Origin of the sequence: Salmonella sp. SG203, assembly GCF_013350575.1 — a bacterium.
GTDB classification, from domain to species: domain Bacteria; phylum Pseudomonadota; class Gammaproteobacteria; order Enterobacterales; family Enterobacteriaceae; genus Salmonella; species Salmonella enterica.
On the sequence record NZ_SNMT01000010.1, the window covers coordinates 35007 to 60469 of the forward strand.

The following is a 25463-nucleotide window of genomic DNA, read 5'->3' on the forward strand; positions in this document are numbered from 1 at the left end:
CATGGGCATTTTCTCCATTGCCAACCAGCACATTCGTTTTGCGGTAAAGCTGGCGTGCGCCATTGTGCTGGCATTATTTATCGGCTTCCATTTTCAACTGGAGACGCCGCGTTGGGCGGTGCTGACCGCCGCGATCGTGGCGGCAGGCCCGGCATTTGCCGCCGGCGGGGAACCCTATTCCGGCGCTATCCGTTATCGCGGAATGTTGCGTATTATCGGGACGTTTATTGGCTGTATCGCCGCGCTTATCATTATTATCTCTATGATCCGCGCGCCGCTATTGATGATTCTGGTGTGCTGTGTCTGGGCCGGTTTTTGTACCTGGATCTCCTCTTTAGTACGGATCGAAAACTCTTATGCGTGGGGACTGTCAGGTTATACTGCGCTGATCATTGTGATTACCATTCAGACGGAGCCGCTGCTCACGCCGCAATTTGCGCTTGAGCGCTGTAGCGAAATCGTCATCGGCATTGGCTGCGCTATTTTAGCGGATCTGCTTTTCTCGCCGCGATCGATAAAGCAGGAGGTTGATCGCGAACTGGACAGTTTACTGGTAGCGCAATATCAGCTAATGCAACTTTGTATTAAGCATGGCGACAGCGAAGAAGTCGACAACGCCTGGGGCGATCTGGTGCGACGCACGGCGGCGCTGGAGGGAATGCGAAGTAATCTGAATATGGAATCTTCGCGCTGGGTACGCGCTAACCGCCGCCTGAAAGCGTTGAATACGCTTTCGCTCACGCTGATTACGCAATCCTGTGAAACTTATCTTATTCAAAACACGCGGCCGGAACTGATTACCGATACCTTCCGGGAACTGTTCGAGACGCCGGTTGAAACGGTACAGGACGTTCACAGGCAGTTAAAACGGATGCGGCGTGTCATTGTCTGGACCGGCGAGCGCGAAACGCCCGTCACGCTTTATAGCTGGGTAGGCGCAGCGACGCGCTATCTGCTGCTTAAACGCGGCGTGATCAGCAACACCAAAATCAGCGCGACGGAAGAAGAGATCCTGCAAGGCGAGCCCGTAGTTAAAGTGGAATCCGCTGAACGTCACCATGCGATGGTGAACTTCTGGCGCACCACGCTTTCCTGCATACTGGGGACATTATTCTGGCTATGGACCGGCTGGACATCGGGTAATGGCGCGATGGTGATGATTGCCGTGGTGACCTCGCTGGCGATGCGTTTACCCAATCCGCGCATGGTCTGCATTGATTTTATTTATGGCACTCTGGCGGCGTTGCCGCTGGGATTGCTCTATTTCCTGGTGATTATTCCCAATACGCAGCAAAGTATGCTGTTGTTATGTTTGAGCCTGGCGGTATTGGGGTTCTTTATCGGCATTGAGGTCCAGAAACGGCGTCTGGGGTCGATGGGGGCGCTGGCCAGTACGATTAACATTATTGTGTTGGATAATCCGATGACGTTCCATTTCAGCCAGTTCCTCGACAGCGCGTTGGGGCAAATTGTCGGCTGTATGCTGGCGTTTATCGTCATCCTGCTGGTGCGTGATAAATCCAAAGATCGAACCGGTCGCGTGCTGCTTAATCAGTTTGTTTCCGCTGCGGTCTCGGCAATGACGACCAACGTGGTACGTCGTAAAGAAAACCGTCTGCCTGCGTTATATCAGCAACTCTTTTTGCTGATGAATAAATTCCCTGGCGATTTGCCGAAGTTTCGCCTGGCGCTAACGATGATCATTGCTCATCAACGTCTGCGCGACGCGCCGATACCGGTTAATGAAGACCTGTCAGTGTTCCACCGCCAGCTTCGTCGTACCGCAGACCATGTTATTTCCGCCGGAAGCGATGATAAACGGCGACGCTACTTTGGTCAGTTGCTGGATGAGCTGGATATCTATCAGGAGAAATTACGTATCTGGGAGGCGCCGCCGCAGGTGACGGAACCGGTTAAACGCCTGACGGGCATGTTACATAAATACCAGAACGCGCTTACCGATAGCTAACCCACAAGAACCGATGCCAAAAGCGTCGGTTTTTTTATGACTATACTTATTTGAGATACAAAAACAGCGCAAGAGTGCTCCGGGGCTAAAAGCGTTTCTGGAAGTGAAACCTCTGCATAATGATGCTTAGTAGTAAAACAGACAATTGTCTGTCGGGGATGGTGGCTGGCTATGAATGTCTATACTTTTGATTTTAATGATATTAAAAACCAAAGCGATTTTTATCGCGAGTTTACGCAGACGTTTGGTCTTGCCAGTGAGAAAGTAAGCGATCTTGATACATTATGGGATGCGGTAATGAGCGATATCTTACCCCTACCGCTAGAGATTGAGTTCGTTCACCTGCCTGATAAACTGCGCAGGCGCTACGGGGCGCTGATTTTACTCTTTGATGAAGCGGAAGAAGAGCTGGAGGGGCGGCTACGGTTTAATGTCCGGCATTGAAAAAGCATAAAAAAGCCCCCGGCAGGCGGGGGCAAGTCGTCGGGTTAGACGACGAGGGTTTACTTATACAACTCGGCGGTGGCGTGCCAGTTATCACCTTCTTTTAATTCGATGATGCGATAGCTATTAGCGCCTGCTTTTTCAGCTTTAGCGACGATCTCCTGGCGCATATCCATTGGCGTACTGCCAATCTGCGAGACGGAAATGGTGCCCATCGGTTGCAGATTCTGCGCCTGTTCCGCGTTGACCTGATGTACTGCGGCATTTGCGCCGAAAGAGAGCAGAGTGGCCAGGCCGAGTGATGCGATAATGTATTTCGTTTTCATGGTCTTTTATTCCTTTATAGGGTCAACCTCGCGGATTAATGGGCTTTTCTTATGCGATATCTCCGCGAAGCAATGACACGTTATATGCGATGGCAGGTGAATTTTATTTGTACAGTTCGGCAGTGGCGTGCCAGTTGCTGCCGCTACGCGCTTCGGTAATGTGGTAGGCCGTAGCGCCTTGTTCATCCGCTTTTTTGCTCAGCATGGCATTCATATCCATAGGCGATGAGCCGATAGCGCTGACTGAAACCGATCCGATTGCTTCACGATTTTGCGCTTGCTCTGCGCTGATAGGTTCTGCGGCGAAAGCGCCAAAAGAGAGAACGGACAGAATACTTAATGTTGCAACAGTGGTTTTGATTTTCATGATTTTTACCTCGTCGAATTCCTTTACTGGGGTCTTTGTTTCGTGACCCTCATCACAAAATTAAGTATACACTAATCACGCGATTAATTAATACCACGCTAATTGTTTCTGCTTTTTAAAGACATTAAAAATTTTATTTTTTATAACGTTATGGAATTAAAATTGCTGTTTTTCGCCGCTACTGTTTAAAAAATAAAAGAAAATCAATCGGTTAAAAAATTTGACATTTTGTGCGTTTTTTTGATTTGTCATTCATGTGGTGAATGTTTAAGGGCATGATTTGCCAAATGATAGCCGTACAGGAAAGCGGCGAGGGGAGAGGACAAAAAGGTGCCTCCGCCGTACGACGACGGAGGAAGTGGGACTAAAGCTCTTGTTCAAAAAGTTCCAGAATGGCTTCGTACAGATCTCTTACGGAAAAGCCGCTGGCAGGCGTAGTGAAGATAGTATCGTCGCCGGCAATCGTGCCGAGAATACCTTCTGCTTTCCCCAGTGAATCCAGCAGGCGCGCGATGAGTTGTGCCGCGCCGGGGCTGGTATGAATCACCACGACAGCGTCGTTATAGTCGATATCCAGCACCAGATTTTTCAACGGACTGGATGTTGTTGGGACGCCCAGTTCAGCCGGAAGACAGTACACCATTTCCATTTTTGCGTTACGTGTACGCACTGCGCCGAACTTAGTCAACATGCGCGAGACCTTGGACTGATTGATATTTTCAAAGCCCTGATCCTGCAACGCGAGGACGATTTCGCCCTGTGAGCTGAATTTTTCTTCTTTGAGGAGCGCTTTAAACGCTCTTACTAGTTCTTCTTGTTTAGCCGAGCTTCGCATAAGTCACCCGTAATATGGCGGTAGAAACAACATTATTGTGCATACAGATGAATTTTTATGCAAACAGTCTGCCTTGTTTAAGGCTGAAATAATGTTATGAAAGAGCGGAATTTTATCAAATTTCGTTATCAAGAAACATGCCTGTGTCACGCCTCGCAAATAAGATTAAAAGTAAATTAATTGTTATCAAAATGATGTTGTTTTGAGAGGATAGTAGGGTATATTGTCACCACCTGTAGGAACGTTGCTCTCTGGTTGCAGTCGATCCGGATTACGCAAATTAAATGCATAAAAGCCAAAATTGCGCGACTCCGCATTCTTGATGAGTGAGGATTGTAATCATTGAATTTGTGAATTAAGGTCGCCGCCGCGGAGCAATAGACACTTAGCTAATCATATAATAAGGAGTTTAGGATGAAAGTCGCAGTCCTCGGCGCTGCTGGTGGTATCGGTCAGGCGCTGGCATTACTTTTAAAAAACCAACTGCCTTCAGGTTCAGAACTCTCCCTGTACGACATCGCTCCAGTGACTCCCGGTGTGGCCGTTGATTTGAGCCACATCCCCACCGCTGTAAAAATCAAAGGTTTCTCCGGTGAAGACGCAACCCCGGCGCTTGAAGGCGCTGACGTAGTACTGATTTCTGCGGGTGTGGCGCGTAAGCCGGGTATGGACCGTTCCGACCTGTTTAACGTTAACGCCGGCATCGTGAAAAACCTGGTGCAGCAGATCGCTAAAACCTGCCCGAAAGCGTGCGTGGGCATTATCACCAACCCGGTGAACACCACCGTTGCGATTGCGGCGGAAGTGCTGAAAAAAGCAGGCGTATACGACAAAAACAAACTGTTTGGCGTTACCACGCTGGATATCATCCGCTCTAATACCTTTGTCGCAGAGCTGAAAGGTAAGCTGCCAACGGAAGTTGAAGTTCCGGTGATTGGCGGACACTCCGGCGTGACGATTCTGCCGCTGCTGTCGCAGATTCCAGGCGTAAGTTTTACCGAACAAGAAGCGGCCGAGCTGACTAAACGTATTCAGAACGCCGGTACCGAAGTCGTCGAGGCGAAAGCCGGCGGCGGATCGGCAACCCTCTCTATGGGTCAGGCTGCCGCGCGTTTCGGTCTTTCTTTGGTTCGCGCTCTGCAGGGCGAAAAAGGCGTGGTGGAATGCGCCTATGTGGAAGGCGACGGTCAGTATGCCCGTTTCTTCTCTCAGCCGCTGCTGCTGGGTAAAAACGGTGTAGAAGAGCGTAAATCCATCGGCACACTGAGCGCTTTCGAGCAACATTCGCTGGACGCTATGCTGGATACGCTGAAAAAAGATATTCAGTTGGGTGAAGATTTTATTAATAAATAAGCTGTTCCTGCCCGATGCCGGGGCTTTTGCTCCGGCTTCTTTGACTGTAAACAAGCCACGAAATCAAGTACTAAATCTGCTAAACTCCTCACGTCTTATCGGTTATTAACGAGAACGTCGTGAAAAAGATCCAAAGAACGCAAACCCGCGATCACATTACGCAAATGCTTCGCTATGAAATTCTTTCCGGCAATATAAAAGCGGGAGAAGAACTCGCGCAGGAAAGTATTGCGGAGCAGCTTGGTCTTTCACGAATGCCGGTTCGAGAAGCGCTACAGTCACTCGAACAGGAAGGTTTTTTAATCCGACTGCCCAACAGGCACATGCAGGTCGCGCATCTTGAGGCCGATCGCGTGAGTCATATTTTTCGCGTGATTGCCGCGATGGCCGCCGAAATGTTTTCGCTGATACCCAGCGAAGTAGGCGATGCCCTCCTGATACGTGCGCAAGCGCTGGCTGTCGCAGAAGACAAATCCTGCGAACTGGAGTGTCATGCGATGCTGATTTCTTATGTGAATAACCGCTATCTGGAAAAGGTGTATCAGCAGTTCCTGGACGGTTATGTCTCTTATGTTATTTTGCATCTGAAAAAAGATAATCAGGAGTCGGCGCAGCTTTTCGCTGAACTGGCTGACGTCATACGCCAGGGGCGGCGTGATGAGATTGGGCAAGTTATGCAGCGTTATTTCCTCTCTTTAGCAGAAATAATGCGTCAACATATGAAGGATTGGGAAAGTGCAGAAGCCTAAGTTAGGGAAGATTAAGCTTCTTTCAGCGAAAGAACAGGTCGCGGCAGTGCTGCGTAAAGCGATTCTTTCGAGGGAGTTAGTGGAAGGGCAGGAGATTACGTTAGAAGGCATTGCCAGAATGGTCGGCGTGTCCAGTATGCCAGTGCGCGAGGCGTTTCAGATTCTGGCGGCGGATGGGCTGATAAAAGTGCGCCCTAATAAAGGGGCGGTGGTGTTGGGCATCAATGAACAAACGATCCGTGAACACTATGAAATTCGCGCGCTGTTAGAAAGTGAGGCGGTGGCTAAAGCTTCTCGTCCTGGCACCGATATCTCGCGGATAGCCCAGGTGCATTATGCCGCTGAAAAGGCTCTCGCGGAAAATAACTCGGCGGAATACTCCGACCTGAATCAGGCATTTCATATGGAAATATGGAATGTTGCTGGCAACGAAAAAATGAAAATGTTGCTCTGTAATATGTGGAACGGCCTGTCGATGGGCCATAAGGTCACCGAAGAAGAGTATGCCGTGATTTCTATTCAGGAACATAAAAGTATTCTGCAAGCTCTTGAACTTCATGATGAAACATTGGCACGCCAGCGCATGCGCGAACACATTATTCGCTCAATGGAGAATATGCTGACCCGCTATGTTGGTGACCCTTCTGCCTGATCTTTTCGCCTGCGTGAGCATCGCAGGCGCTTCAACCAATTCTTCAATTCTATTAATCACGTCCAGTAACGATCTAACCACGATCTTGATGTAGATCCCACTCCTGCATCTTTCCTGAGAAACGATTTGACTTAGTTTTTGTATGGGAATAATTTCTCCCTGTCAACATTGGATACAATATCATATATCATTGATTGGATAATTATAAATATGGAACCCATTACCCTTACCTTATGTTTATTGGTGTTCGCTATCGTCATGTTTGTATGGGAAAAAGTGCCACTGGCCGTCACTTCCATGATTGTCTGCGTGGCCTTAGTTATCACCGGCGTTCTGAATATCAAACAGGCCTTTGCTGGCTTTATCGACACTAACGTCATCCTCTTTGTCGCGATGTTCATCGTGGGGGGCGCGTTGTTCGAGACCGGTATGGCAAACAAAGTGGGCGGCGTCATCACGCGCTTCGCGAAAACAGAAAAACAGCTGATCTTCACCATTATGGTGGTGGTGGGTTTGATGTCTGGCGTCCTCTCTAACACCGGTACCGCTGCGGTTTTGATTCCGGTGGTGATCGGCGTGGCGGCAAAATCGGGCTTCTCGCGTTCTCGTCTACTGATGCCGCTGGTTTTCGCCGCTGCGTTGGGCGGTAACCTGTCGTTAATTGGCGCGCCGGGAAATCTTATCGCGCAGTCTGCGCTACAGAATATTGGCGGCGGCTTTGGCTTTTTTGAATACGCAAAAATCGGTCTCCCGATGCTCATCTGCGGCATTCTCTACTTCCTGACTATTGGCTATCGCTTTCTGCCGAATAATGCGACCGGCGGTGAGGTGGGGAGCGTCGGGGAGCAACGTGACTACAGCCATGTTCCACAGTGGAAACAACGGCTCTCACTCGTGGTGTTGATCGCAACGATCCTCGGCATGATCTTTGAGAAGAAGATCGGTGTCAGCCTGGCCGTGACCGGTTGTATTGGCGCTCTTGTGCTGGTAGTAAGCGGCGTACTCACGGAAAAACAGGCCTATAAAGCCATTGATTCACAGACTATTTTTATCTTTGGCGGCACACTGGCGCTGGCAAAAGCGCTGGAAATGACCGGGGCAGGCAAGCTGGTTGCGGACTATGTAATCGGCATGCTGGGGCAAAACTCCTCACCGTTCATGTTGCTGATCGCCGTTTTCGCCTTATCCGTTGTGATGACCAACTTTATGTCCAATACCGCAACGACAGCGCTATTGGTGCCGGTGAGTTTGTCCATTGCCGCAGGCATGGGGGCCGACCCGCGTGCGGTTCTGATGGCGACGGTCATTGGCGGTTCCTGCGCCTACGCAACCCCTATCGGTATGCCTGCCAACATGATGGTGCTCTCCGCGGGTGGCTATAAATTTGTCGACTACGCTAAGGCCGGTATCCCCCTGATTATCGTTTCAACCATTGTCAGCTTGATCCTGCTGCCAATCCTTTTCCCTTTTCATCCGTAATTAACGGAAGCTGTTCTGACTAAGGAGCATTTATGAGCAAAAGTGAACAGATATCCCATATGACCGACGTTATGGCCAAGTTTGTGGGATATACCGGCAAAGTTTTGCCTGATGATGTCACTGTAAAACTGGAAGATTTGCATAAGAAAGAGACCAGTAAACTGGCCGACGTCATCTTTACTACCATGATTGAGAACCAGCGTCTGGCGAAAGAGCTGGATCGACCTTCCTGCCAGGACACCGGTGTCATTCAGTTTCTGGTGGAGTGCGGGACGAACTTTCCGCTGATTGGCGAGCTGGAAGCGTTGTTGCGTGAGGCGGTGATCAAAGCAACTGTAGATTCTCCGCTGCGCCACAACAGCGTAGAAACTTTTGATGAATACAACACCGGTAAAAACGTGGGTAAAGGTACGCCGACGGTCTTCTGGGAGATCGTTCCCAATTCCGATCAGTGCAGCATTTATACCTATATGGCGGGCGGTGGTTGTTCTCTGCCGGGGAAAGCGATGGTGCTGATGCCGGGTGCAGGCTATGAAGGTGTGACCCGCTTTGTACTGGATGTGATGACCAGCTACGGCCTCAACGCGTGTCCGCCGCTGCTGGTTGGCGTGGGCGTAGCGACCTCTGTTGAAACGGCGGCACTGCTATCGAAAAAAGCGCTGATGCGTCCGATCGGTTCGCATAACGAGAATGAGCGTGCAGCCTCGCTGGAAAAAATGCTGGAAGACGGCATTAACAAAATTGGCCTGGGGCCGCAGGGGATGTCCGGTAATACCTCCGTTATGGGCGTGAACATTGAAAACACCGCGCGTCATCCTTCTACCATCGGCGTAGCGGTAAACGTCGGCTGCTGGTCGCACCGTAAAGGGCACATCGTTTTCGATAAAGATTTGAATTACACCATTACGTCTCACAGCGGAGTGAATTTCTGATGACTAAAAAAATCCTGACTACGCCAATTAAAGATGAAGATTTAGCGGATATTAAGGCTGGCGATATTATTTATCTTAACGGTCATATTGTTACCTGCCGTGACGTAGCCCATCGCCGTTTAATTGAAGGTGGTCGCGAACTTCCGGTAGATGTTCGCGGCGGCGCTATTTTACACGCTGGCCCCATTGTCCGCCCAATTAAAGGCGAAGACGATAAGTTTGAAATGGTCTCCGTGGGACCAACCACCAGCATGCGTATGGAGAAATTCGAAAAAGAATTTATTGCGCAGACTGGCGTGAAATTAATTGTGGGTAAAGGCGGTATGGGTAAAGGTACCGAAGAGGGCTGTGCTGAACACAAAGCGCTGCACTGCGTATTCCCTGCCGGTTGTGCGGTTGTAGCCGCCGTGTGCGTGGAAGAAATTGAAGATGCTCAATGGCGCGATCTGGGGATGCCGGAAACGCTGTGGGTCTGTCGGGTTAAAGAGTTTGGCCCGCTGATTGTTTCTATTGATACCCATGGGAATAATCTGTTTGAACAGAACAAAATTATTTTTAATCAGCGTAAAGAGATCGTCGCTGATGAAATATGCCAGAACGTAAGTTTCATCAAATAAACCTGATTACGTAAATTGCACGATAATGGTGGTAATACGTTATGACGATAATAATAACCAAGGGCTCTGGCCGGGGCGGCTCAGGGAAATCCACCCTTATTATTTCATCGTCATAAATAGCCCCATTATCGTGCCTCCTGCCTGAAGGCTATTTTATGACTAATGCAGCTCTGCTATTAGGTGAAGGCTTCACCCTGATGTTCCTCGGCATGGGGTTCGTGCTGGCGTTTCTGTTCCTGCTGATTTTCGCCATCCGCGGCATGTCCGCCGCCGTCAACCGCTTCTTCCCTGAACCGGTCCCGGTACCGAAGGCGGCACCTGCCGCCGCGCCCGCGGACGACTTCGCCCGCTTAAAGCCGGTGATTGCCGCCGCCATTCACCATCACCGCCTTAACGCTTAATTCCCGGAGGAATCCATGACCGTTGCCATTACCGATGTCGTCCTGCGCGACGCCCACCAGTCCCTGTTCGCCACCCGCCTGCGCCTTGACGATATGCTGCCGATTGCCGCTCAGCTCGACGACGTGGGCTACGGCTCGCTGGAGTGCTGGGGCGGCGCCACCTTTGACGCCTGCATCCGCTTCCTCGGCGAAGACCCGTGGGTTCGCCTGCGCGAACTCAAAAAAGCCATGCCCAAAACCCCGTTGCAGATGCTGCTGCGCGGCCAGAACCTGCTCGGCTACCGCCATTACGCCGATGATGTGGTGGAACGCTTCGTCGAACGCGCGGTGAAAAACGGCATGGACGTGTTCCGCGTCTTCGATGCCATGAACGACCCGCGTAATATGAAAGCCGCCCTGCAGGCGGTGCGCAGCCACGGCGCGCACGCCCAGGGCACGCTCTCGTACACCACCAGCCCGGCGCACACCCTGCAGACCTGGCTGGACCTGACCGAACAGTTGTTAGAGACCGGCGTCGACTCGATTGCCATCAAGGATATGTCCGGCATTCTCACGCCGATGGCGGCGTATGAGCTGGTCAGCGAAATCAAAAAACGTTTTGAGGTGCGCCTGCACCTGCACTGTCATGCCACCACCGGGATGGCGGAGATGGCCCTGCTGAAAGCCATCGAAGCGGGCGTCGACGGCGTCGACACGGCGATTTCCTCCATGAGCGCCACCTACGGCCACCCGGCCACCGAAGCGCTGGTGGCGACGTTGGCAGGTACTGAGCACGACACCGGGCTGGATATCCTGAAGCTGGAAAACATCGCCGCGTATTTCCGCGAGGTGCGCAAAAAGTATCACGCCTTTGAAGGCCAGCTGAAAGGCTATGACAGCCGTATTCTGGTGGCCCAGGTACCGGGCGGAATGCTGACCAACCTCGAAAGCCAGCTGAAGCAGCAGAACGCGGCGGACAAACTCGACCAGGTGCTGGCGGAAATCCCCCGCGTGCGCGAGGACCTCGGCTTCATCCCGCTGGTGACCCCGACCTCGCAGATTGTCGGCACCCAGGCGGTGCTCAACGTCCTGACCGGCGAGCGCTACAAAACCATCGCCAAAGAAACCGCCGGGATACTGAAGGGCGAATACGGCCACACGCCGGTGCCGGTGAACGCCGGGTTACAGGCCCGCGTGCTGGAAGGGGGCGCTCCGGTGACCTGCCGTCCGGCGGACCTGCTGAAGCCGGAACTGGCTGAACTGGAAGCGGACGTCAGGCGTCAGGCGCAGGAGAAGGGCATTCAGCTTGCGGGAAACGCCATCGACGACGTGCTCACCGTGGCGCTGTTCCCGCAAATCGGCCTCAAATTCCTCGAAAACCGCCACAACCCGGCGGCGTTTGAGCCGGTACCGCAGGCGGAAGCCGCGCAGCCGGTGGCAAAAGCAGAGAAGCCTGCCGCCTCCGGTATCTACACCGTGGAAGTGGAAGGCAAAGCCTTTGTGGTGAAGGTCAGCGACGGCGGCGATATCAGCCAGCTGACGGCAGCCGTTCCTGCTGCCTCTTCTGCTCCGGCGACGGCCCCGGCAGGCGCCGGCACCCCGGTCACCGCCCCGCTGGCGGGCAACATCTGGAAGGTGATTGCCACCGAAGGCCAGAGCGTGGCCGAAGGCGACGTGCTGCTGATTCTGGAAGCCATGAAGATGGAAACCGAAATCCGCGCCGCGCAGGCTGGAACCGTGCGCGGTATCGCGGTGAAGTCCGGCGATGCGGTCTCCGTCGGTGACACCCTGATGACGCTGGCGTAAGGACGAGGAGCAGAAATGGAAAGTCTGAACGCCCTGCTTCAGGGCATGGGGCTGATGCACCTTGGCGCAGGCCAGGCCATCATGCTGCTGGTCAGCCTGCTGCTGCTGTGGCTGGCGATTGCGAAGAAGTTCGAGCCGCTGCTGCTGCTGCCGATTGGCTTCGGCGGGCTGCTCTCCAACATCCCGGAAGCGGGTATGGCGCTGACCGCGCTGGAAAGCCTGCTGGCCCATCACGACGCCGGGCAGCTGGCGGTGATTGCCGCGAAGCTTAACTGCGCGCCGGACGTGCACGCCATTAAAGAGGCATTAGCGCTGGCGCTGCCGTCGGTGCAGAGCCAGATGGAGAACCTGGCGGTGGACATGGGCTACACGCCGGGGGTGCTGGCGCTGTTTTACAAAGTGGCGATTGGCTCCGGCGTCGCGCCGCTGGTCATCTTCATGGGCGTGGGGGCGATGACCGACTTCGGCCCGCTGCTGGCCAACCCGCGCACCCTGCTGCTGGGGGCGGCGGCGCAGTTCGGCATCTTCGCCACCGTGCTGGGGGCGCTGACGCTGAACTACTTCGGCCTGATTGCCTTCACCCTGCCGCAGGCGGCGGCGATAGGCATCATCGGCGGGGCGGACGGCCCGACGGCGATTTACCTGTCGGGCAAGCTGGCGCCGGAGCTGCTGGGGGCCATCGCGGTGGCGGCGTACTCGTATATGGCGCTGGTGCCGTTAATCCAGCCGCCGATTATGCGCGCGCTGACCACGGAGACGGAGCGCAAAATCCGCATGGTGCAGCTGCGCACGGTGAGTAAGCGGGAGAAGATTCTGTTCCCGGTGGTGCTGTTACTGCTGGTGGCGCTGCTGCTGCCGGACGCCGCGCCGCTGCTGGGGATGTTCTGCTTTGGCAATCTGATGCGTGAAAGCGGCGTGGTGGAGCGTCTGAGCGACACGGTGCAGAACGGGCTGATTAATATCGTGACCATTTTCCTCGGGCTGTCGGTGGGCGCCAAGCTGGTGGCGGATAAGTTCCTGCAACCGCAGACGCTGGGCATTCTGCTGCTGGGGGTGATTGCCTTTGGTATCGGGACTGCCGCCGGGGTGCTGATGGCGAAGCTGCTGAACCTGTGCAGTAAGAACAAAATCAACCCGCTTATCGGTTCGGCGGGGGTGTCGGCGGTGCCGATGGCGGCCCGCGTATCGAACAAGGTGGGCCTGGAATCAGACCCGCAGAACTTCCTGCTGATGCACGCGATGGGCCCGAACGTGGCGGGGGTTATCGGTTCGGCCATTGCGGCGGGCGTGATGCTGAAATACGTGCTGGCGATGTAATCCAATCTAATCGGGAGCAGTGATTCTGTTCCCGCAAAATGAGGACACAGTAATGAGTGAAATGGTTGCGTTTCGGCAAGGTACATCCATGCCATCCAGAGAAACCATCTTGCATTATGTTGTTGAGACGGTGAATCAGATAACTGAGCTTGAGCCAGCGCTGCATTTACTGCCGTGGTCTGGCGTCAACTCAGCAATATATGAGCAACGTTTTGCACAGTGTTACGACGAGGGGCTTTGTGCCGCACAGACGTCGGCACCGAATGTTCCGCAGGGGATTCTGCCATCAACCGATTGGGCTCAGGGTATCGGGTTACTCTGTTTTGCCGCAGGGTATATGAGCGCAGGCGAGCGGCCATTAACACACAATCAGTTATGCGATTTCGTCAAACAGGCGGCTGTTGGTTTATCGCCGATTGAGGAGGAGGCGGCGAGCGGTTTCTCGACGGTACGTAGTATTGCATTACCCGTATTCAGGCGATTACAACGCGATGGTCACGCGTCTCGGGTCCTGCTGTTACAAACGTTGCTGCATCTGGTCGCCTGGAAAAGCGCATCGCAGTATGCGCGTCAACAGGCGCAACGACTGCTCTGGATGGGCGGCATTCTGGGGGAAGGGGGCGAGTCTGGCTTATTGGCACTCGATAAGGCGCTGCGTGAAGAGGCCGTCGGGGAGAAAAGTCTCCCCGCTCTGCTGATCTTCACGAGTTTCCTGGCGCATTTTCCGGCAGGGCCAGTCTTTATTGACTAGTCGTCGAACGACGCGGGCAAAAGCCGCGTCGTTTTAGTTCGACGCCGGGTATTCCTGCACCGTCACCTGGAATGTGAGCTGCTTATCATCCCGCATTACCACGACCGGAATGACGGAGCCCGGGCGAATTTCCGCCACCTGATCCATCGTCTCCAGCGCGGACACGGCGGGTTTATTATTGACCGAAATAATCAAATCATTAACCTGAATACCGGCAAGCGCGGCGGGGCCGTTTGGCGTCACTTCATTAACGACAATGCCCTGAATCGGGTCCATGCCGCTACCCTGCTGCGCGTGCAGCGGCGCGATTTCTCGTCCGCCAATACCGATATAGCCGCGAATCACGCGACCGTCGCGGATAAGCTTATCCATAATTTTCGTGGCTAGCTGGAAGGGAATCGCAAAACCAAGGCCTTCCGGCGTTTCGCCATCGTTACTCTTATCAAAAGAGAGGGTGTTGATCCCCATCAGTTCGCCTAACGAGTTGACCAGCGCGCCGCCGGAATTACCGTGGTTAATCGAGGCGTCGGTCTGGAGAAAATTCTGTCGCCCCGTCGGGTTCAGGCCGATACGACCCGTTGCGCTGATGATTCCCTGGGTGATGGTCTGTCCCAGATTATATGGGTTGCCGATAGCCAGTACGACGTCGCCAATATGCGGTGTACGCTTTGTATTAATCGGGATGGTAGGCAGCCCGCCAGTGGCGTTGATCTTCAGCACCGCCAGATCGGTAAGCGAATCGGAGCCAACCAGTAGCGCTTCAAAGACGCGGCCATCCTGTAGCGCGACGATAATCTGATCGGCATCGTTAATCACGTGCTTGTTGGTAATAATATAACCGCGTTGATCCATGATCACGCCGGAACCCAGCGTGCGGATCTCCAGTTGATTATGCGCGGTACTGTTCATACTGCGGTTATAGACGTTGACGACGGCAGGCGCGGCGCGGCGAACCGCAAAATTATAACTGGCTGGCGTCTCATCGGTACTGTCGAATTGCGGGACGGCGATAGGATTAATTTTGCGCAAAGAAGGCATGACGGCCAACAGAATAGCGCCGACAATTAAACCTATTGCGACCGAACGTAAGAGCTTCACAAACATGATGGAGGCGTCGTTAAAAAAGGGAACGGCAGCAGCATACCATGAGTTAACCGGACATCACATCGCAGGCTGATGCCCGGTTTAAGACAGGATTAGCGCAGCAATAGATAAATGTTCTCGTTGCCGCGTACTACCTGAAGAGCAATGATGGACGGTTTTGCCGCCATCACTTTGCGCATTTCGGCGATAGAACTGATGCGATCGCGATTAACGCCGATGATAACATCATCTTTTTGCAAACCGGCCTGCGCGGCAGGACTGCTTTTTTCGACGCTATCAACCTTAACGCCTTTCGTCCCGTCTTTCAGCTGGCCGTCGCTCAACGTCGCGCCTTGCAACGCCGGGGCGATCATTTCGGCGCTGGCGGAAGAAGAGGTATTGGAATCCAGCGTGACTTCCACCTCCAGCGGCTTACCATCGCGCAGCAGGCCCAGCTTCACTTTCGTGCCCGGTTCGGTGGTGGCGATACGTGAACGCAGTTCGGCAAAGCTATTCAGCGGCTTACCGTTAAGACTGATAATCACGTCTCCGGATTTCACCCCGGCCTTCGCCGAACCTGAATTGGGTAAAACCTCGCTGACAAAAGCGCCACGCTGAACGTTCAGTTTGAATGCCTTAGCGATATCAGCGGTCATTTCAGTGCCTTTAATTCCCAGCAATCCGCGTTTGATTTCGCCGAACTGAATCAACTGCTGAGCCAACGTCTGCGCCATATTGGAAGGAATAGCAAAGCCAATGCCGATGCTCCCGCCCCCTGGCGCGAGGATCGCGGTATTAATCCCGATCAGCTCGCCGTTCAGGTTAAGCAGCGCGCCGCCGGAGTTGCCGCGGTTAATAGAGGCATCGGTTTGAATAAAGTTCTCAAGCCCTTCCAGATTAAGCCCGCTGCGTCCCAGCGCTGAAATAATCCCGGAGGTGGCGGTTTGTCCAAGACCAAACGGATTACCGACCGCCACGGCGAAATCGCCGACGCGGAGTTTGTCGGAATCGGCGATGGCAATTTGCGTTAACTTGCTGGGATTCTGAATTTGTAACAGAGCGATATCGCTCTGGTCGTCGCCGCCGATCAGCTTCGCGTCGAATTCGCGTCCGTCATTCAGTTGAATACTGATCTTCTGTGCCTGATTAATCACATGATTATTGGTTAATACATAGCCTTTCGCGGCATCGATAATCACCCCCGAACCGAGTCCTTCAAACGGCTGGGACGGCTGGTCTGGCAGATCCTCGCCAAAGAATTTTTTAAACTCCTCCGGCACTTTTTGGCTCTGGGCGGCGGTTCCCTCGACTTTTACGCTGACGACAGCAGGCAGCACTTTCTCCAGCATAGGGGCAAGGCTTGGCAGCGTCGCCTGGCCTGGCACCTGGCCTGGTATCGATGCAAGGGCTGGAAACGGTGCCGAAAGAGTTAATCCGACACTTAACGCTAATGCACTTAACAGCTGGGTGTGTTTTTTCATGGATGCTGCTCTCGTACCTTGAATGAACGGATAGACAATTCAAAACAGATTGATGTTATTGAATTTTCAGCCTGGTAACAATGATAATAGCTGGGACAGGAAAGATAGAGAGAGGGCGCAAGCGATGCGCCCGATAAATTTCTTAACGGCGTGCGATTAATCGCGCTTTGCGCCGCTACGTAACAGGCCAGACGCGCCTTCAGAATAATCACGTGGCATTTGTACCGGCGCCTGATCGTTGCTCGCCTCAGACTCCGCCAGACGGTTACGGAACGGATTCGACTCCGCAGACATTTCCGGCAGCAGGCTGCTGGAGCTTTTCGCCATATGCTGATATAGCTGGCGATAATCATGCGCCATGGTATCCAGCAGTTCCGCGCTGCGAGCAAAGTGGCTAACCAGCTCTTCACGGTACTCTTCCAGCTCAGCTTTGTTTTTTTCCAGTTCGTACTGCAATGCCTGCTGTTGACGTAACTTACGATTACCAAAACGCATGGCCACGGCACCAATGATGATACCGACGACTAATCCAATTAGCGCATATTCCCAGGTCATGAACATCTCCCGTTGTCTTATGTTTCCGTAGGGTGTTGGCTCCAGGCTCCATGCCCGCGCCTGATTATGCCACTATAACCGCTAATTCCGTAGAAGTGGAATCCCGACAGCATATCGCGTAGTGTAGAACGGCCTTTTTTTCGTCAGCCGTGAACGACGGCACATCGATTTTCAAGGAATAACAATAACATTATGCAAAGCCTTTCCCCTACATCGCGTTATCTCCAGGCACTCAACGAAGGCACCCATCAGCCTGACGACGTACAGAAAGAGGCGGTCGACCGTCTGGAAACCCTTTATCAGGCGCTCACCGCGAAAAAATCGTCGGCTACGCCACCCGGCGGTCTGATAGCGCGACTGGGGAAATTATTAGGCAAAAACGAACCGGACGCGCAAATACCGGTTCGCGGGCTGTATATGTGGGGGGGCGTGGGTCGCGGCAAAACCTGGCTCATGGATCTCTTCTACCACAGCTTGCCGGGCGAGCGAAAACTACGCCTGCATTTTCATCGGTTTATGCTGCGCGTGCATGAAGAGCTTACCGCGTTACAGGGACAGATCGATCCGTTAGACATTATTGCCGATCGGTTTAAAACCGAGACGGACGTACTGTGTTTCGATGAGTTTTTCGTCACCGATATTACCGACGCCATGCTGCTGGGCGGTTTAATGAAAGCGCTTTTTGCACGCGGCATTACGCTGGTCGCGACCTCCAATATTCCGCCGGATGAACTCTACCGCAACGGTTTGCAACGCGCCCGCTTCCTGCCGGCTATCGATGCCATTAAACAGCACTGCGACATTATGAATGTGGACGCCGGCGTCGATTACCGGCTGCGGACGCTGACGCAGGCCCATTTATGGCTAACGCCGCTTAATGATGAAACCCGGCGGCAAATGGATAAACTGTGGCTGGCGTTAGCGGGGGCCGCGCGCCAGCACGCTCCGACGCTGGAAATCAATCATCGCTCTTTATCCACCCTGGGCGTTGAAAACCAAACGTTAGCGGTCTCTTTCGCTACGCTGTGCGTCGAGGCCCGCAGCCAGCATGATTACATTGCGCTCTCAAGGTTATTTCACACGGTTTTGCTGTTTGACGTGCCGGTCATGACGCCGCTGATGGAAAACGAAGCGCGCCGCTTTATTGCGCTGGTGGATGAGTTTTACGAGCGCCACGTTAAGCTGGTGGTCAGCGCCGCCGCACCGTTATATGAAATTTATCAGGGGGAACGGCTCAAGTTTGAATTTCAGCGCTGTCTGTCACGCCTGCAAGAGATGCAGAGTGCGGAGTACCTCAAGCGGGAGCATATGCCGTAAGCCGGACAAGCGCAGCGCCCCGGCATTATGCGGTATTATATCTGTGCAACCTCCCCGACCGAGGGTGAACCAGGCCTGAACAAAACCCGCGGCAAATCGCAAAAAGGGGTCGATCTTTGACCTGGACTTCTCTATAATCCTGCGACCCCACGTTACAAGAGAGTTTTTTCCCAAACTTTCTCTGTGCCGGCCAAACATATCCGAGGGGGTAGGTTTACCGGACTTTGTCGTGTGAACCTCAACTATTTAAAACGTTTGGGTGTTCACCAACGTGTAACTTATTTATTTGGGTAAGCTTTTAATGAAAACTTTTACAGCTAAACCAGAAACCGTAAAACGCGACTGGTATGTTGTTGACGCGACCGGTAAAACTCTGGGCCGTCTGGCTACTGAACTGGCTCGTCGCCTGCGCGGTAAGCACAAAGCGGAATACACTCCGCACGTAGATACTGGTGATTACATCATCGTTCTGAACGCTGACAAAGTTGCTGTAACCGGCAACAAGCGTACTGACAAAGTGTACTATCACCACACCGGCCACATCGGTGGTATCAAACAAGCGACCTTTGAAGAGATGATTGCCCGCCGTCCTGAGCGTGTGATTGAAATCGCGGTTAAAGGCATGCTGCCAAAAGGCCCGCTGGGTCGTGCTATGTTCCGTAAACTGAAAGTTTACGCGGGCAACGAGCACAACCACGCGGCACAGCAACCGCAAGTTCTTGACATCTAATCGGGATTATAGGCAATGGCTGAAAATCAATACTACGGCACTGGTCGCCGCAAAAGTTCCGCAGCTCGCGTGTTCATCAAACCGGGCAACGGTAAAATCGTTATCAACCAACGTTCTCTGGAACAGTACTTCGGTCGTGAAACTGCCCGCATGGTAGTTCGTCAGCCGCTGGAACTGGTCGACATGGTTGAGAAACTGGATCTGTACATCACTGTTAAAGGTGGTGGTATCTCTGGTCAGGCTGGTGCGATCCGTCACGGTATCACCCGCGCTCTGATGGAGTACGACGAGTCCCTGCGTGGCGAACTGCGTAAAGCTGGCTTCGTTACTCGTGACGCTCGTCAGGTTGAACGTAAGAAAGTCGGCCTGCGTAAAGCACGTCGTCGTCCGCAGTTCTCCAAACGTTAATGGGGTTCTGCTTCGGCAGACAACTGTTAGCGAAAAAACCCGCTTCGGCGGGTTTTTTTATGGCTAAAGTCCGAATCCAGTCTCTTTTCCTCCCTATCTTTAGCATTATTCTCATCTTATTCATCTTTCATGCACGCTCAGAGAAAAGGAAGTCGCAGTGGGATTTTTTAACGCATTGTTTACTAAGAAAGAGTCGTTAATGCTGTCGAATAAATGGGAATTCTTTATAACAACGGTGGATGACCATGTTACGGGTATACGTGTGGATATCGGCGCCATTCAGGATGAAAAATTTGATCGCCTTATCCATACCGGGTTCTTACGTGTTCATTACACCAACTGTTATGAAAATGGTTTACCGCAGCCCGATGAAACACAGCGTTTAAATCGTATAGAGGACTGGCTTGATGAAAAGGGGAAGACGTTTCCGATCTGGCTGGTGGGTGTGGTTACCCAACAAGGCTGGCGCGATTTTGTGTTCATGTCGGAAGAGGATCTTAACTGGGAAAAGACGCTGGATAAATTGCTCGCTGGTGGCCCGGAAATCTCTTTTAGTTATAGAGAGAGTCACAATGATAAAGGAAACTTTTACCGCCAGTTCTTGTATCCAACCCGATACGACTGGAACTGGATACACGATTCCCGTGTGTGCCGGGGATTACAGGAACAAGGTGATGATCTGACGCTTCCGCGCGCTATTGATTATTATGCGACATTGCCTACAGAGGTCGCAGCGCGCGACCTGGCGCAAGATATTGCTGCATTACCGTATGGCATAACGCTGGTCAGTATTCGAATGAATGACCCGCAACAGGGGTTTATGGCGTCTTTTATCAGCACCGATGCTCCGCAACAATGGCATATGACAGAAATCACTTGCCAGCTTACCGATCTGGCTGAAAAACATGGCGGCAGTTTTGATGGCTGGGGCGCACCGGTAGTACAGGCATAACAGGCGAAAGACAATATCTCAGGTGGGGCGAGCATTTCAGACCAGGAATATCTCTTTTTCCTCATTTCCAGAATCGACTCACCACAAAGGTCACAAAATCTGGTAAACTATCATCCAATTTTCTGCCCAAATAGCGGGGAATGTTCATTTTTTGTCTCGTTTCTGAGCAATGATGGCTTTTTTCGCCCTGGGTGACATAACATCTGGCTGGTCACATTGTGGCTGGTAGCAGTAAAAATTCTGAATATACCTGGAGGTTTTCATGGCTGTCGCTGCCAACAAACGTTCGGTAATGACGCTGTTTTCTGGTCCTACTGACATCTATAGCCATCAGGTCCGCATTGTGTTGGCTGAAAAGGGTGTTAGTTTTGAGATCGAACATGTGGAAAAGGACAATCCACCTCAGGATCTGATTGACCTCAACCCGAATCAAAGCGTTCCGACACTGGTGGATCGTGAGCTGACCCTGTGGGAATCTCGCATCATTATGGAATATCTGGATGAGCGTTTCCCTCATCCGCCGCTGATGCCGGTTTATCCGGTCGCGCGCGGTGAAAGCCGTCTGTACATGCACCGTATTGAAAAAGACTGGTATACGCTGATGAACGTCATCGTAAACGGGTCTGCTTCCGAGGCCGACTCTGCGCGTAAACAACTGCGTGAAGAGCTGCTGGCGATTGCGCCGGTATTTGGTCAGAAACCGTATTTCCTGAGCGACGAATTCAGCCTGGTTGATTGCTACCTGGCGCCTCTCCTGTGGCGTTTACCGCAGTTGGGTATTGAATTCAGCGGCGCAGGGGCGAAAGAGCTGAAAGGCTATATGACCCGCGTCTTTGAACGTGATTCTTTCCTGGCTTCTTTAACCGAAGCTGAACGTGAAATGCGCCTCGGTCGGGGTTAACCTGTATGGATTTGTCACAGTTGACGCCGCGTCGTCCCTATCTGTTGCGTGCTTTCTACGAGTGGTTGCTGGATAACCAGTTGACCCCGCATCTGGTGGTGGATGTGATGCTGCCAGGCGTGCATGTCCCTATGGAATATGCGCGCGATGGGCAAATCGTCCTCAATATTGCGCCGCGAGCGGTAGGTAATCTGGAGCTGTCTAATGATGAAGTGCGTTTTAATGCGCGCTTCGGCGGCGTTCCCCGTCAGGTTTCTGTGCCTTTGGCTGCGGTGCTGGCGATTTACGCCCGTGAAAACGGCGCAGGCACTATGTTTGAGCCTGAAGCCGCCTATGATGAAGACGTTGTCAGCTTAAATGATGATGACAATACCGCAGGCGCGGAAAGCGAGACCGTGATGTCCGTCATTGATGGCGATAAGCCCGACCACGATGACGACAGTAGTCCTGATGACGAGCCGCCTCCGCCGCGTGGCGGACGTCCGGCGCTACGCGTAGTAAAATAATCAACAGGCCCTGAAGGGCCTGTTTTGTTTGGCCTCCTCGCGGGTTCACCCTGCTTTTGAAGCTGTGTTACGATAAGCTTGCTATTATTTGCCACCGACCACTCATGAATGGACGTTATGAACGCATTTGATTCGCAAGCAGAAGATTCACCGACATCCCTCGGGCGTAGTTTGCGCCGCCGCCCGCTGGCGCGTAAAAAACTGTCTGAAATGGTTGAGGAAGAGCTGGAGCAGATGATCCGCCGTCATGAGTTTGGCGAGGGAGAACAGCTACCGTCTGAACGTGAATTAATGGCCTTCTTCAATGTGGGACGTCCCTCCGTGCGTGAAGCGTTAGCTGCGCTGAAGCGTAAAGGTCTGGTGCAAATCAATAACGGCGAACGCGCCCGCGTCTCGCGCCCCTCTGCTGATACCATCATCAGTGAACTGTCGGGTATGGCGAAAGATTTTCTTACTCATCCTGGCGGCATCGCTCACTTTGAACAGCTACGGCTTTTCTTTGAATCCAGCCTGGTACGCTATGCGGCGGAACATGCTACCGACGAGCAGATCGCGTTGTTAACGAAAGCGCTGGAAATTAATAGCCAGTCGCTGGATGACAACGCGCTGTTTATTCGTTCAGATGTCGAGTTTCACCGGGTGCTGGCTGAAATTCCCGGCAATCCGATCTTTATGGCTATTCATGTTGCTCTGCTGGACTGGCTAATCGCCGCTCGCCCAAGCGTTCCCGATCGTGAGCTGCATGAACATAATAACGTGAGTTATCAACAACATATTGTGATTGTTGATGCCATTCGCCAGCGAGATCCCGATAAAGCGGATCGCGCTCTGCAAACCCACCTCAATAGCGTTTCCGCTACCTGGCACGCGCTCGGTAAAAAAAGTCAAAAAATGCGGTAGCGATCGCACCTCCGATCCCGGTTTAGTGAAGCAGATCGCACTATAAGCGTTCTGTATTATTTGCTGCTTATTTGATCTGGTATAACAGGTATAAAGGTAGGTAGTTAATATATTCATCATCCGTAGAGGTAGGTATGGCAAAAGCATTGCAAGGCGTAATGGCGGCGTTGTTGACCCCATTTGATCATCAGCAGCAACTGGATAGCGAAAGCCTGCGCCGTCTGGTGCGTTTTAACATCGGGCAGGGTATCGACGGGCTGTACGTTGGCGGTTCCACCGGGGAAGCATTCGTACAGAGCCTTGCTGAAAGAGAGCAGGTACTGGAGATTGTCGCCGAAGAGGCGAAGGGAAAAATCACGTTGATCGCCCATGTCGGGACAGTAAGCACCGCAGAAAGCCAGCAGCTTGCCAGCGCCGCAAAGCGTTACGGTTTTGATGCGGTCTCTGCGGTGACGCCTTTTTATTACCCTTTCAGTTTTGAAGAGCACTGTGACCATTATCGGGCAATCATTGATTCCGCAGATGGATTGCCGATGGTGGTATACAACATTCCGGCGTTAAGCGGCGTAAAACTTACCCTCGATCAGATCAATACGCTGGTGACATTACCGGGCGTGAGCGCGCTGAAGCAAACCTCCGGCGATCTCTTCCAGATGGAGCAGATCCGCCGCGCGCATCCGGATCTGGTGCTGTACAACGGTTATGACGAAATCTTCGCTTCCGGTCTGCTGGCGGGCGCGGACGGCGGTATCGGCAGCACATACAACATTATGGGCTGGCGTTATCAGGGGATTGTTCAGGCATTGCGTGAGGGCGATGTGGCGAAAGCGCAGCGTCTGCAAACCGAGTGCAATAAGGTTATTGATTTACTGATTAAAACCGGCGTATTCCGCGGCCTGAAAACGGTCCTGCATTATATGGACGTGGTATCGGTGCCGCTGTGTCGTAAACCGTTCGCGCCTGTTGATGAAAAATACCTGCCGGCGCTCAAGGCGCTGGCTCAACAACTGATGGAAGAAAAGGCGTAACAGCATAATGCCGGGGGCGCTACGCTTGCCCGGCCTACAACAGTGTGAGCGGTAGGCCGGATAAGGCGGAGCCGCCATTCGGCATAACGACAACAAAAATCGTCGGGAGAGTAAAATGAGTACTTCTACCCAAAACATCCCGTGGTATCGCCATCTCAACCGGGCGCAGTGGCGGGCATTTTCCGCTGCCTGGCTGGGATATCTGCTTGATGGTTTTGATTTTGTGTTGATTGCTCTTGTACTGACTGAGGTACAAAGCGAATTTGGGCTGACGACGGTACAGGCGGCAAGCCTGATTTCTGCGGCTTTTATCTCTCGCTGGTTCGGCGGGTTATTACTGGGCGCGATGGGCGATCGCTATGGGCGTCGTCTGGCGATGGTCAGCAGCATCATTCTGTTTTCGGTGGGAACCCTGGCATGCGGGTTTGCGCCCGGTTACACCACCATGTTCATCGCCCGACTGGTGATTGGTATGGGCATGGCGGGCGAATATGGTTCCAGCGCGACCTATGTGATTGAAAGCTGGCCAAAACATTTACGCAATAAAGCCAGCGGTTTTCTGATTTCCGGCTTCTCCGTCGGCGCGGTCGTTGCCGCGCAGGTGTACAGCCTGGTGGTGCCTGTCTGGGGCTGGCGCGCGCTGTTTTTCATTGGCATTTTGCCAATTATCTTCGCCCTCTGGCTGCGGAAAAACATTCCGGAAGCGGAAGACTGGAAAGAAAAACACGCGGGTAAAGCGCCGGTACGCACGATGGTCGACATTCTTTATCGGGGCGAACATCGCATCATCAACATTTTAATGACTTTCGCCGCCGCCGCTGCGCTGTGGTTCTGTTTTGCCGGTAACCTACAAAATGCTGCGATTGTGGCGGGGCTGGGACTACTGTGCGCGGTTATCTTTATCAGCTTTATGGTGCAGAGCAGCGGTAAACGCTGGCCCACTGGCGTCATGCTGATGCTGGTGGTACTGTTTGCTTTCCTCTATTCCTGGCCGATTCAGGCGCTATTACCCACTTATCTGAAAACCGAGCTGGCCTACGATCCGCATACGGTGGCGAATGTCCTGTTCTTTAGCGGATTTGGCGCGGCGGTTGGTTGCTGCGTAGGCGGTTTTCTTGGCGACTGGCTGGGAACGCGTAAAGCATATGTCTGTAGCCTGCTGGCCTCGCAAATCCTCATTATTCCGGTCTTTGCGATTGGCGGCACAAACGTCTGGGTTCTGGGTCTGCTACTGTTTTTCCAACAGATGTTGGGGCAGGGGATTGCCGGGATTCTGCCGAAACTGATCGGCGGTTACTTCGATACCGATCAGCGCGCGGCGGGGCTGGGCTTTACTTATAACGTCGGCGCGCTCGGCGGCGCGTTGGCGCCGATCCTGGGAGCGCTGATCGCTCAACGTCTGGATCTGGGCACTGCGCTGGCATCGCTCTCTTTCAGCCTGACATTTGTCGTGATCCTGCTTATTGGGCTTGATATGCCGTCTCGCGTACAGCGTTGGCTACGTCCGGAAGCGTTACGTACCCACGATGCTATCGACGACAAACCGTTCAGCGGAGCCGTACCGCTTGGCAGTGGTAAAGGTGCCTTTGTAAAAACGAAAAGTTAATCCGCTTGCCCGGTTTTCA

Annotated in this window: 27 protein-coding genes; 21 read left to right on the forward strand and 6 right to left on the reverse strand. The window is 53.0% G+C overall.

Going from position 1 to position 25463, the window contains the following annotated elements; all coding sequences use genetic code 11:
* The first annotated feature begins 1 nt into the window (after position 1).
* Entirely contained in the window at positions 2-1969 is a 1968-nt protein-coding gene (gene aaeB, locus HV477_RS15295; RefSeq protein WP_000510913.1) for a p-hydroxybenzoic acid efflux pump subunit AaeB, read from the forward strand.
* A 171-nt stretch (positions 1970-2140) separates the two neighbouring features.
* A complete protein-coding gene (locus tag HV477_RS15300; protein ID WP_001103887.1) occupies positions 2141-2413 on the forward strand; it encodes a hypothetical protein in 273 nt (90 codons plus the stop codon).
* Positions 2414-2472: 59 nt separating this feature from the next.
* Here HV477_RS15300 and yhcN-B read toward each other — a convergent pair whose 3' ends face one another.
* The 3 genes from yhcN-B to argR form a co-directional block, all read right to left on the reverse strand.
* On the reverse strand, positions 2473-2739 hold the full coding sequence (gene yhcN-B / locus HV477_RS15305) for a DUF1471 family stress response protein YhcN-B (RefSeq protein ID WP_000853277.1): 267 nt from the start codon (positions 2737-2739) through the stop codon (positions 2473-2475).
* 103 nt (positions 2740-2842) lie between these two features.
* Positions 2843-3106: a peroxide/acid stress response protein YhcN gene (gene yhcN, locus HV477_RS15310; RefSeq protein WP_000695693.1), complete on the reverse strand. Its 264-nt coding sequence runs from the start codon at positions 3104-3106 to the stop codon at positions 2843-2845.
* A 364-nt stretch (positions 3107-3470) separates the two neighbouring features.
* Entirely contained in the window at positions 3471-3941 is a 471-nt protein-coding gene (gene argR / locus HV477_RS15315; RefSeq protein ID WP_001257852.1) for a transcriptional regulator ArgR, read from the reverse strand.
* 414 nt (positions 3942-4355) lie between these two features.
* Between argR and mdh the strand changes: the two genes are divergently transcribed.
* The 10 genes from mdh (at position 4356) to HV477_RS15365 (ending at position 13977) form a co-directional block, all read left to right on the forward strand.
* On the forward strand, positions 4356-5294 hold the full coding sequence (gene mdh, locus HV477_RS15320; protein ID WP_000861586.1) for a malate dehydrogenase: 939 nt from the start codon (positions 4356-4358) through the stop codon (positions 5292-5294).
* Between the two features lie 119 nt (positions 5295-5413).
* On the forward strand, positions 5414-6043 hold the full coding sequence (locus tag HV477_RS15325; protein ID WP_000723776.1) for a GntR family transcriptional regulator: 630 nt from the start codon (positions 5414-5416) through the stop codon (positions 6041-6043).
* Entirely contained in the window at positions 6030-6695 is a 666-nt protein-coding gene (locus HV477_RS15330) for a GntR family transcriptional regulator (protein WP_001171585.1), read from the forward strand. Before HV477_RS15325 ends, HV477_RS15330 begins: the two co-directional genes overlap by 14 nt.
* Before the next feature lie 210 nt (positions 6696-6905).
* Complete coding sequence (locus tag HV477_RS15335; RefSeq protein WP_000433390.1) at positions 6906-8174, forward strand: SLC13 family permease; 1269 nt, start codon at positions 6906-6908, stop codon at positions 8172-8174.
* Positions 8175-8206: 32 nt separating this feature from the next.
* Positions 8207-9106 (forward strand): L(+)-tartrate dehydratase subunit alpha, encoded by a 900-nt coding sequence (gene ttdA, locus HV477_RS15340; protein ID WP_079899347.1) that lies wholly within the window; start codon positions 8207-8209, stop codon positions 9104-9106.
* Entirely contained in the window at positions 9106-9723 is a 618-nt protein-coding gene (gene ttdB / locus HV477_RS15345; RefSeq protein ID WP_000162405.1) for a L(+)-tartrate dehydratase subunit beta, read from the forward strand. The genes ttdA and ttdB overlap by 1 nt, the downstream gene beginning before the upstream one ends.
* 155 nt (positions 9724-9878) lie before the next feature.
* A complete protein-coding gene (locus HV477_RS15350; RefSeq protein ID WP_079899348.1) occupies positions 9879-10124 on the forward strand; it encodes an oxaloacetate decarboxylase subunit gamma in 246 nt (81 codons plus the stop codon).
* A gap of 15 nt (positions 10125-10139) precedes the next feature.
* Complete coding sequence (gene oadA, locus HV477_RS15355; RefSeq protein ID WP_114063932.1) at positions 10140-11909, forward strand: sodium-extruding oxaloacetate decarboxylase subunit alpha; 1770 nt, start codon at positions 10140-10142, stop codon at positions 11907-11909.
* A gap of 15 nt (positions 11910-11924) precedes the next feature.
* On the forward strand, positions 11925-13226 hold the full coding sequence (locus HV477_RS15360; RefSeq protein WP_114063931.1) for an oxalacetate decarboxylase subunit beta: 1302 nt from the start codon (positions 11925-11927) through the stop codon (positions 13224-13226).
* A gap of 19 nt (positions 13227-13245) precedes the next feature.
* Positions 13246-13977 carry a triphosphoribosyl-dephospho-CoA synthase gene (locus HV477_RS15365; protein ID WP_162785466.1) on the forward strand — a complete coding sequence of 244 codons (732 nt, stop codon included), beginning with the start codon at positions 13246-13248 and terminating at the stop codon, positions 13975-13977.
* 33 nt (positions 13978-14010) lie between these two features.
* Here HV477_RS15365 and degS read toward each other — a convergent pair whose 3' ends face one another.
* The 3 genes from degS to zapG form a co-directional block, all read right to left on the reverse strand.
* On the reverse strand, positions 14011-15081 hold the full coding sequence (gene degS / locus HV477_RS15370; RefSeq protein WP_000497705.1) for an outer membrane-stress sensor serine endopeptidase DegS: 1071 nt from the start codon (positions 15079-15081) through the stop codon (positions 14011-14013).
* Positions 15082-15173: 92 nt separating this feature from the next.
* Positions 15174-16541: a serine endoprotease DegQ gene (degQ, locus tag HV477_RS15375; RefSeq protein ID WP_000716690.1), complete on the reverse strand. Its 1368-nt coding sequence runs from the start codon at positions 16539-16541 to the stop codon at positions 15174-15176.
* Between the two features lie 156 nt (positions 16542-16697).
* Positions 16698-17096: a Z-ring associated protein ZapG gene (zapG, locus tag HV477_RS15380; protein ID WP_001519074.1), complete on the reverse strand. Its 399-nt coding sequence runs from the start codon at positions 17094-17096 to the stop codon at positions 16698-16700.
* Between the two features lie 192 nt (positions 17097-17288).
* On the opposite strand from zapG, the gene zapE reads away from it, so the two are divergent.
* The 9 genes from zapE (at position 17289) to nanT (ending at position 25444) form a co-directional block, all read left to right on the forward strand.
* A complete protein-coding gene (zapE, locus tag HV477_RS15385) occupies positions 17289-18413 on the forward strand; it encodes a cell division protein ZapE (RefSeq protein WP_079899108.1) in 1125 nt (374 codons plus the stop codon).
* Between the two features lie 301 nt (positions 18414-18714).
* Entirely contained in the window at positions 18715-19143 is a 429-nt protein-coding gene (gene rplM / locus HV477_RS15390; protein WP_000847559.1) for a 50S ribosomal protein L13, read from the forward strand.
* Between the two features lie 15 nt (positions 19144-19158).
* A complete protein-coding gene (gene rpsI / locus HV477_RS15395; RefSeq protein ID WP_000829815.1) occupies positions 19159-19551 on the forward strand; it encodes a 30S ribosomal protein S9 in 393 nt (130 codons plus the stop codon).
* Positions 19552-19750: 199 nt separating this feature from the next.
* Positions 19751-20503 carry a DUF695 domain-containing protein gene (locus tag HV477_RS15400; protein WP_000950539.1) on the forward strand — a complete coding sequence of 251 codons (753 nt, stop codon included), beginning with the start codon at positions 19751-19753 and terminating at the stop codon, positions 20501-20503.
* A gap of 262 nt (positions 20504-20765) precedes the next feature.
* Entirely contained in the window at positions 20766-21404 is a 639-nt protein-coding gene (sspA, locus tag HV477_RS15405) for a stringent starvation protein SspA (protein WP_000257298.1), read from the forward strand.
* A gap of 5 nt (positions 21405-21409) precedes the next feature.
* The gene (sspB, locus tag HV477_RS15410; RefSeq protein WP_000366112.1) at positions 21410-21910 is read left to right on the forward strand and encodes a ClpXP protease specificity-enhancing factor; all 501 of its coding nucleotides are present in this window, start codon (positions 21410-21412) and stop codon (positions 21908-21910) included.
* A gap of 108 nt (positions 21911-22018) precedes the next feature.
* On the forward strand, positions 22019-22810 hold the full coding sequence (nanR, locus tag HV477_RS15415) for a transcriptional regulator NanR (RefSeq protein WP_000382926.1): 792 nt from the start codon (positions 22019-22021) through the stop codon (positions 22808-22810).
* Between the two features lie 134 nt (positions 22811-22944).
* Positions 22945-23838 carry an N-acetylneuraminate lyase gene (gene nanA / locus HV477_RS15420; RefSeq protein ID WP_001029667.1) on the forward strand — a complete coding sequence of 298 codons (894 nt, stop codon included), beginning with the start codon at positions 22945-22947 and terminating at the stop codon, positions 23836-23838.
* Positions 23839-23953: 115 nt separating this feature from the next.
* Complete coding sequence (gene nanT, locus HV477_RS15425) at positions 23954-25444, forward strand: sialic acid transporter NanT (protein ID WP_000108071.1); 1491 nt, start codon at positions 23954-23956, stop codon at positions 25442-25444.
* The last annotated feature ends 19 nt before the right edge of the window (positions 25445-25463 follow it).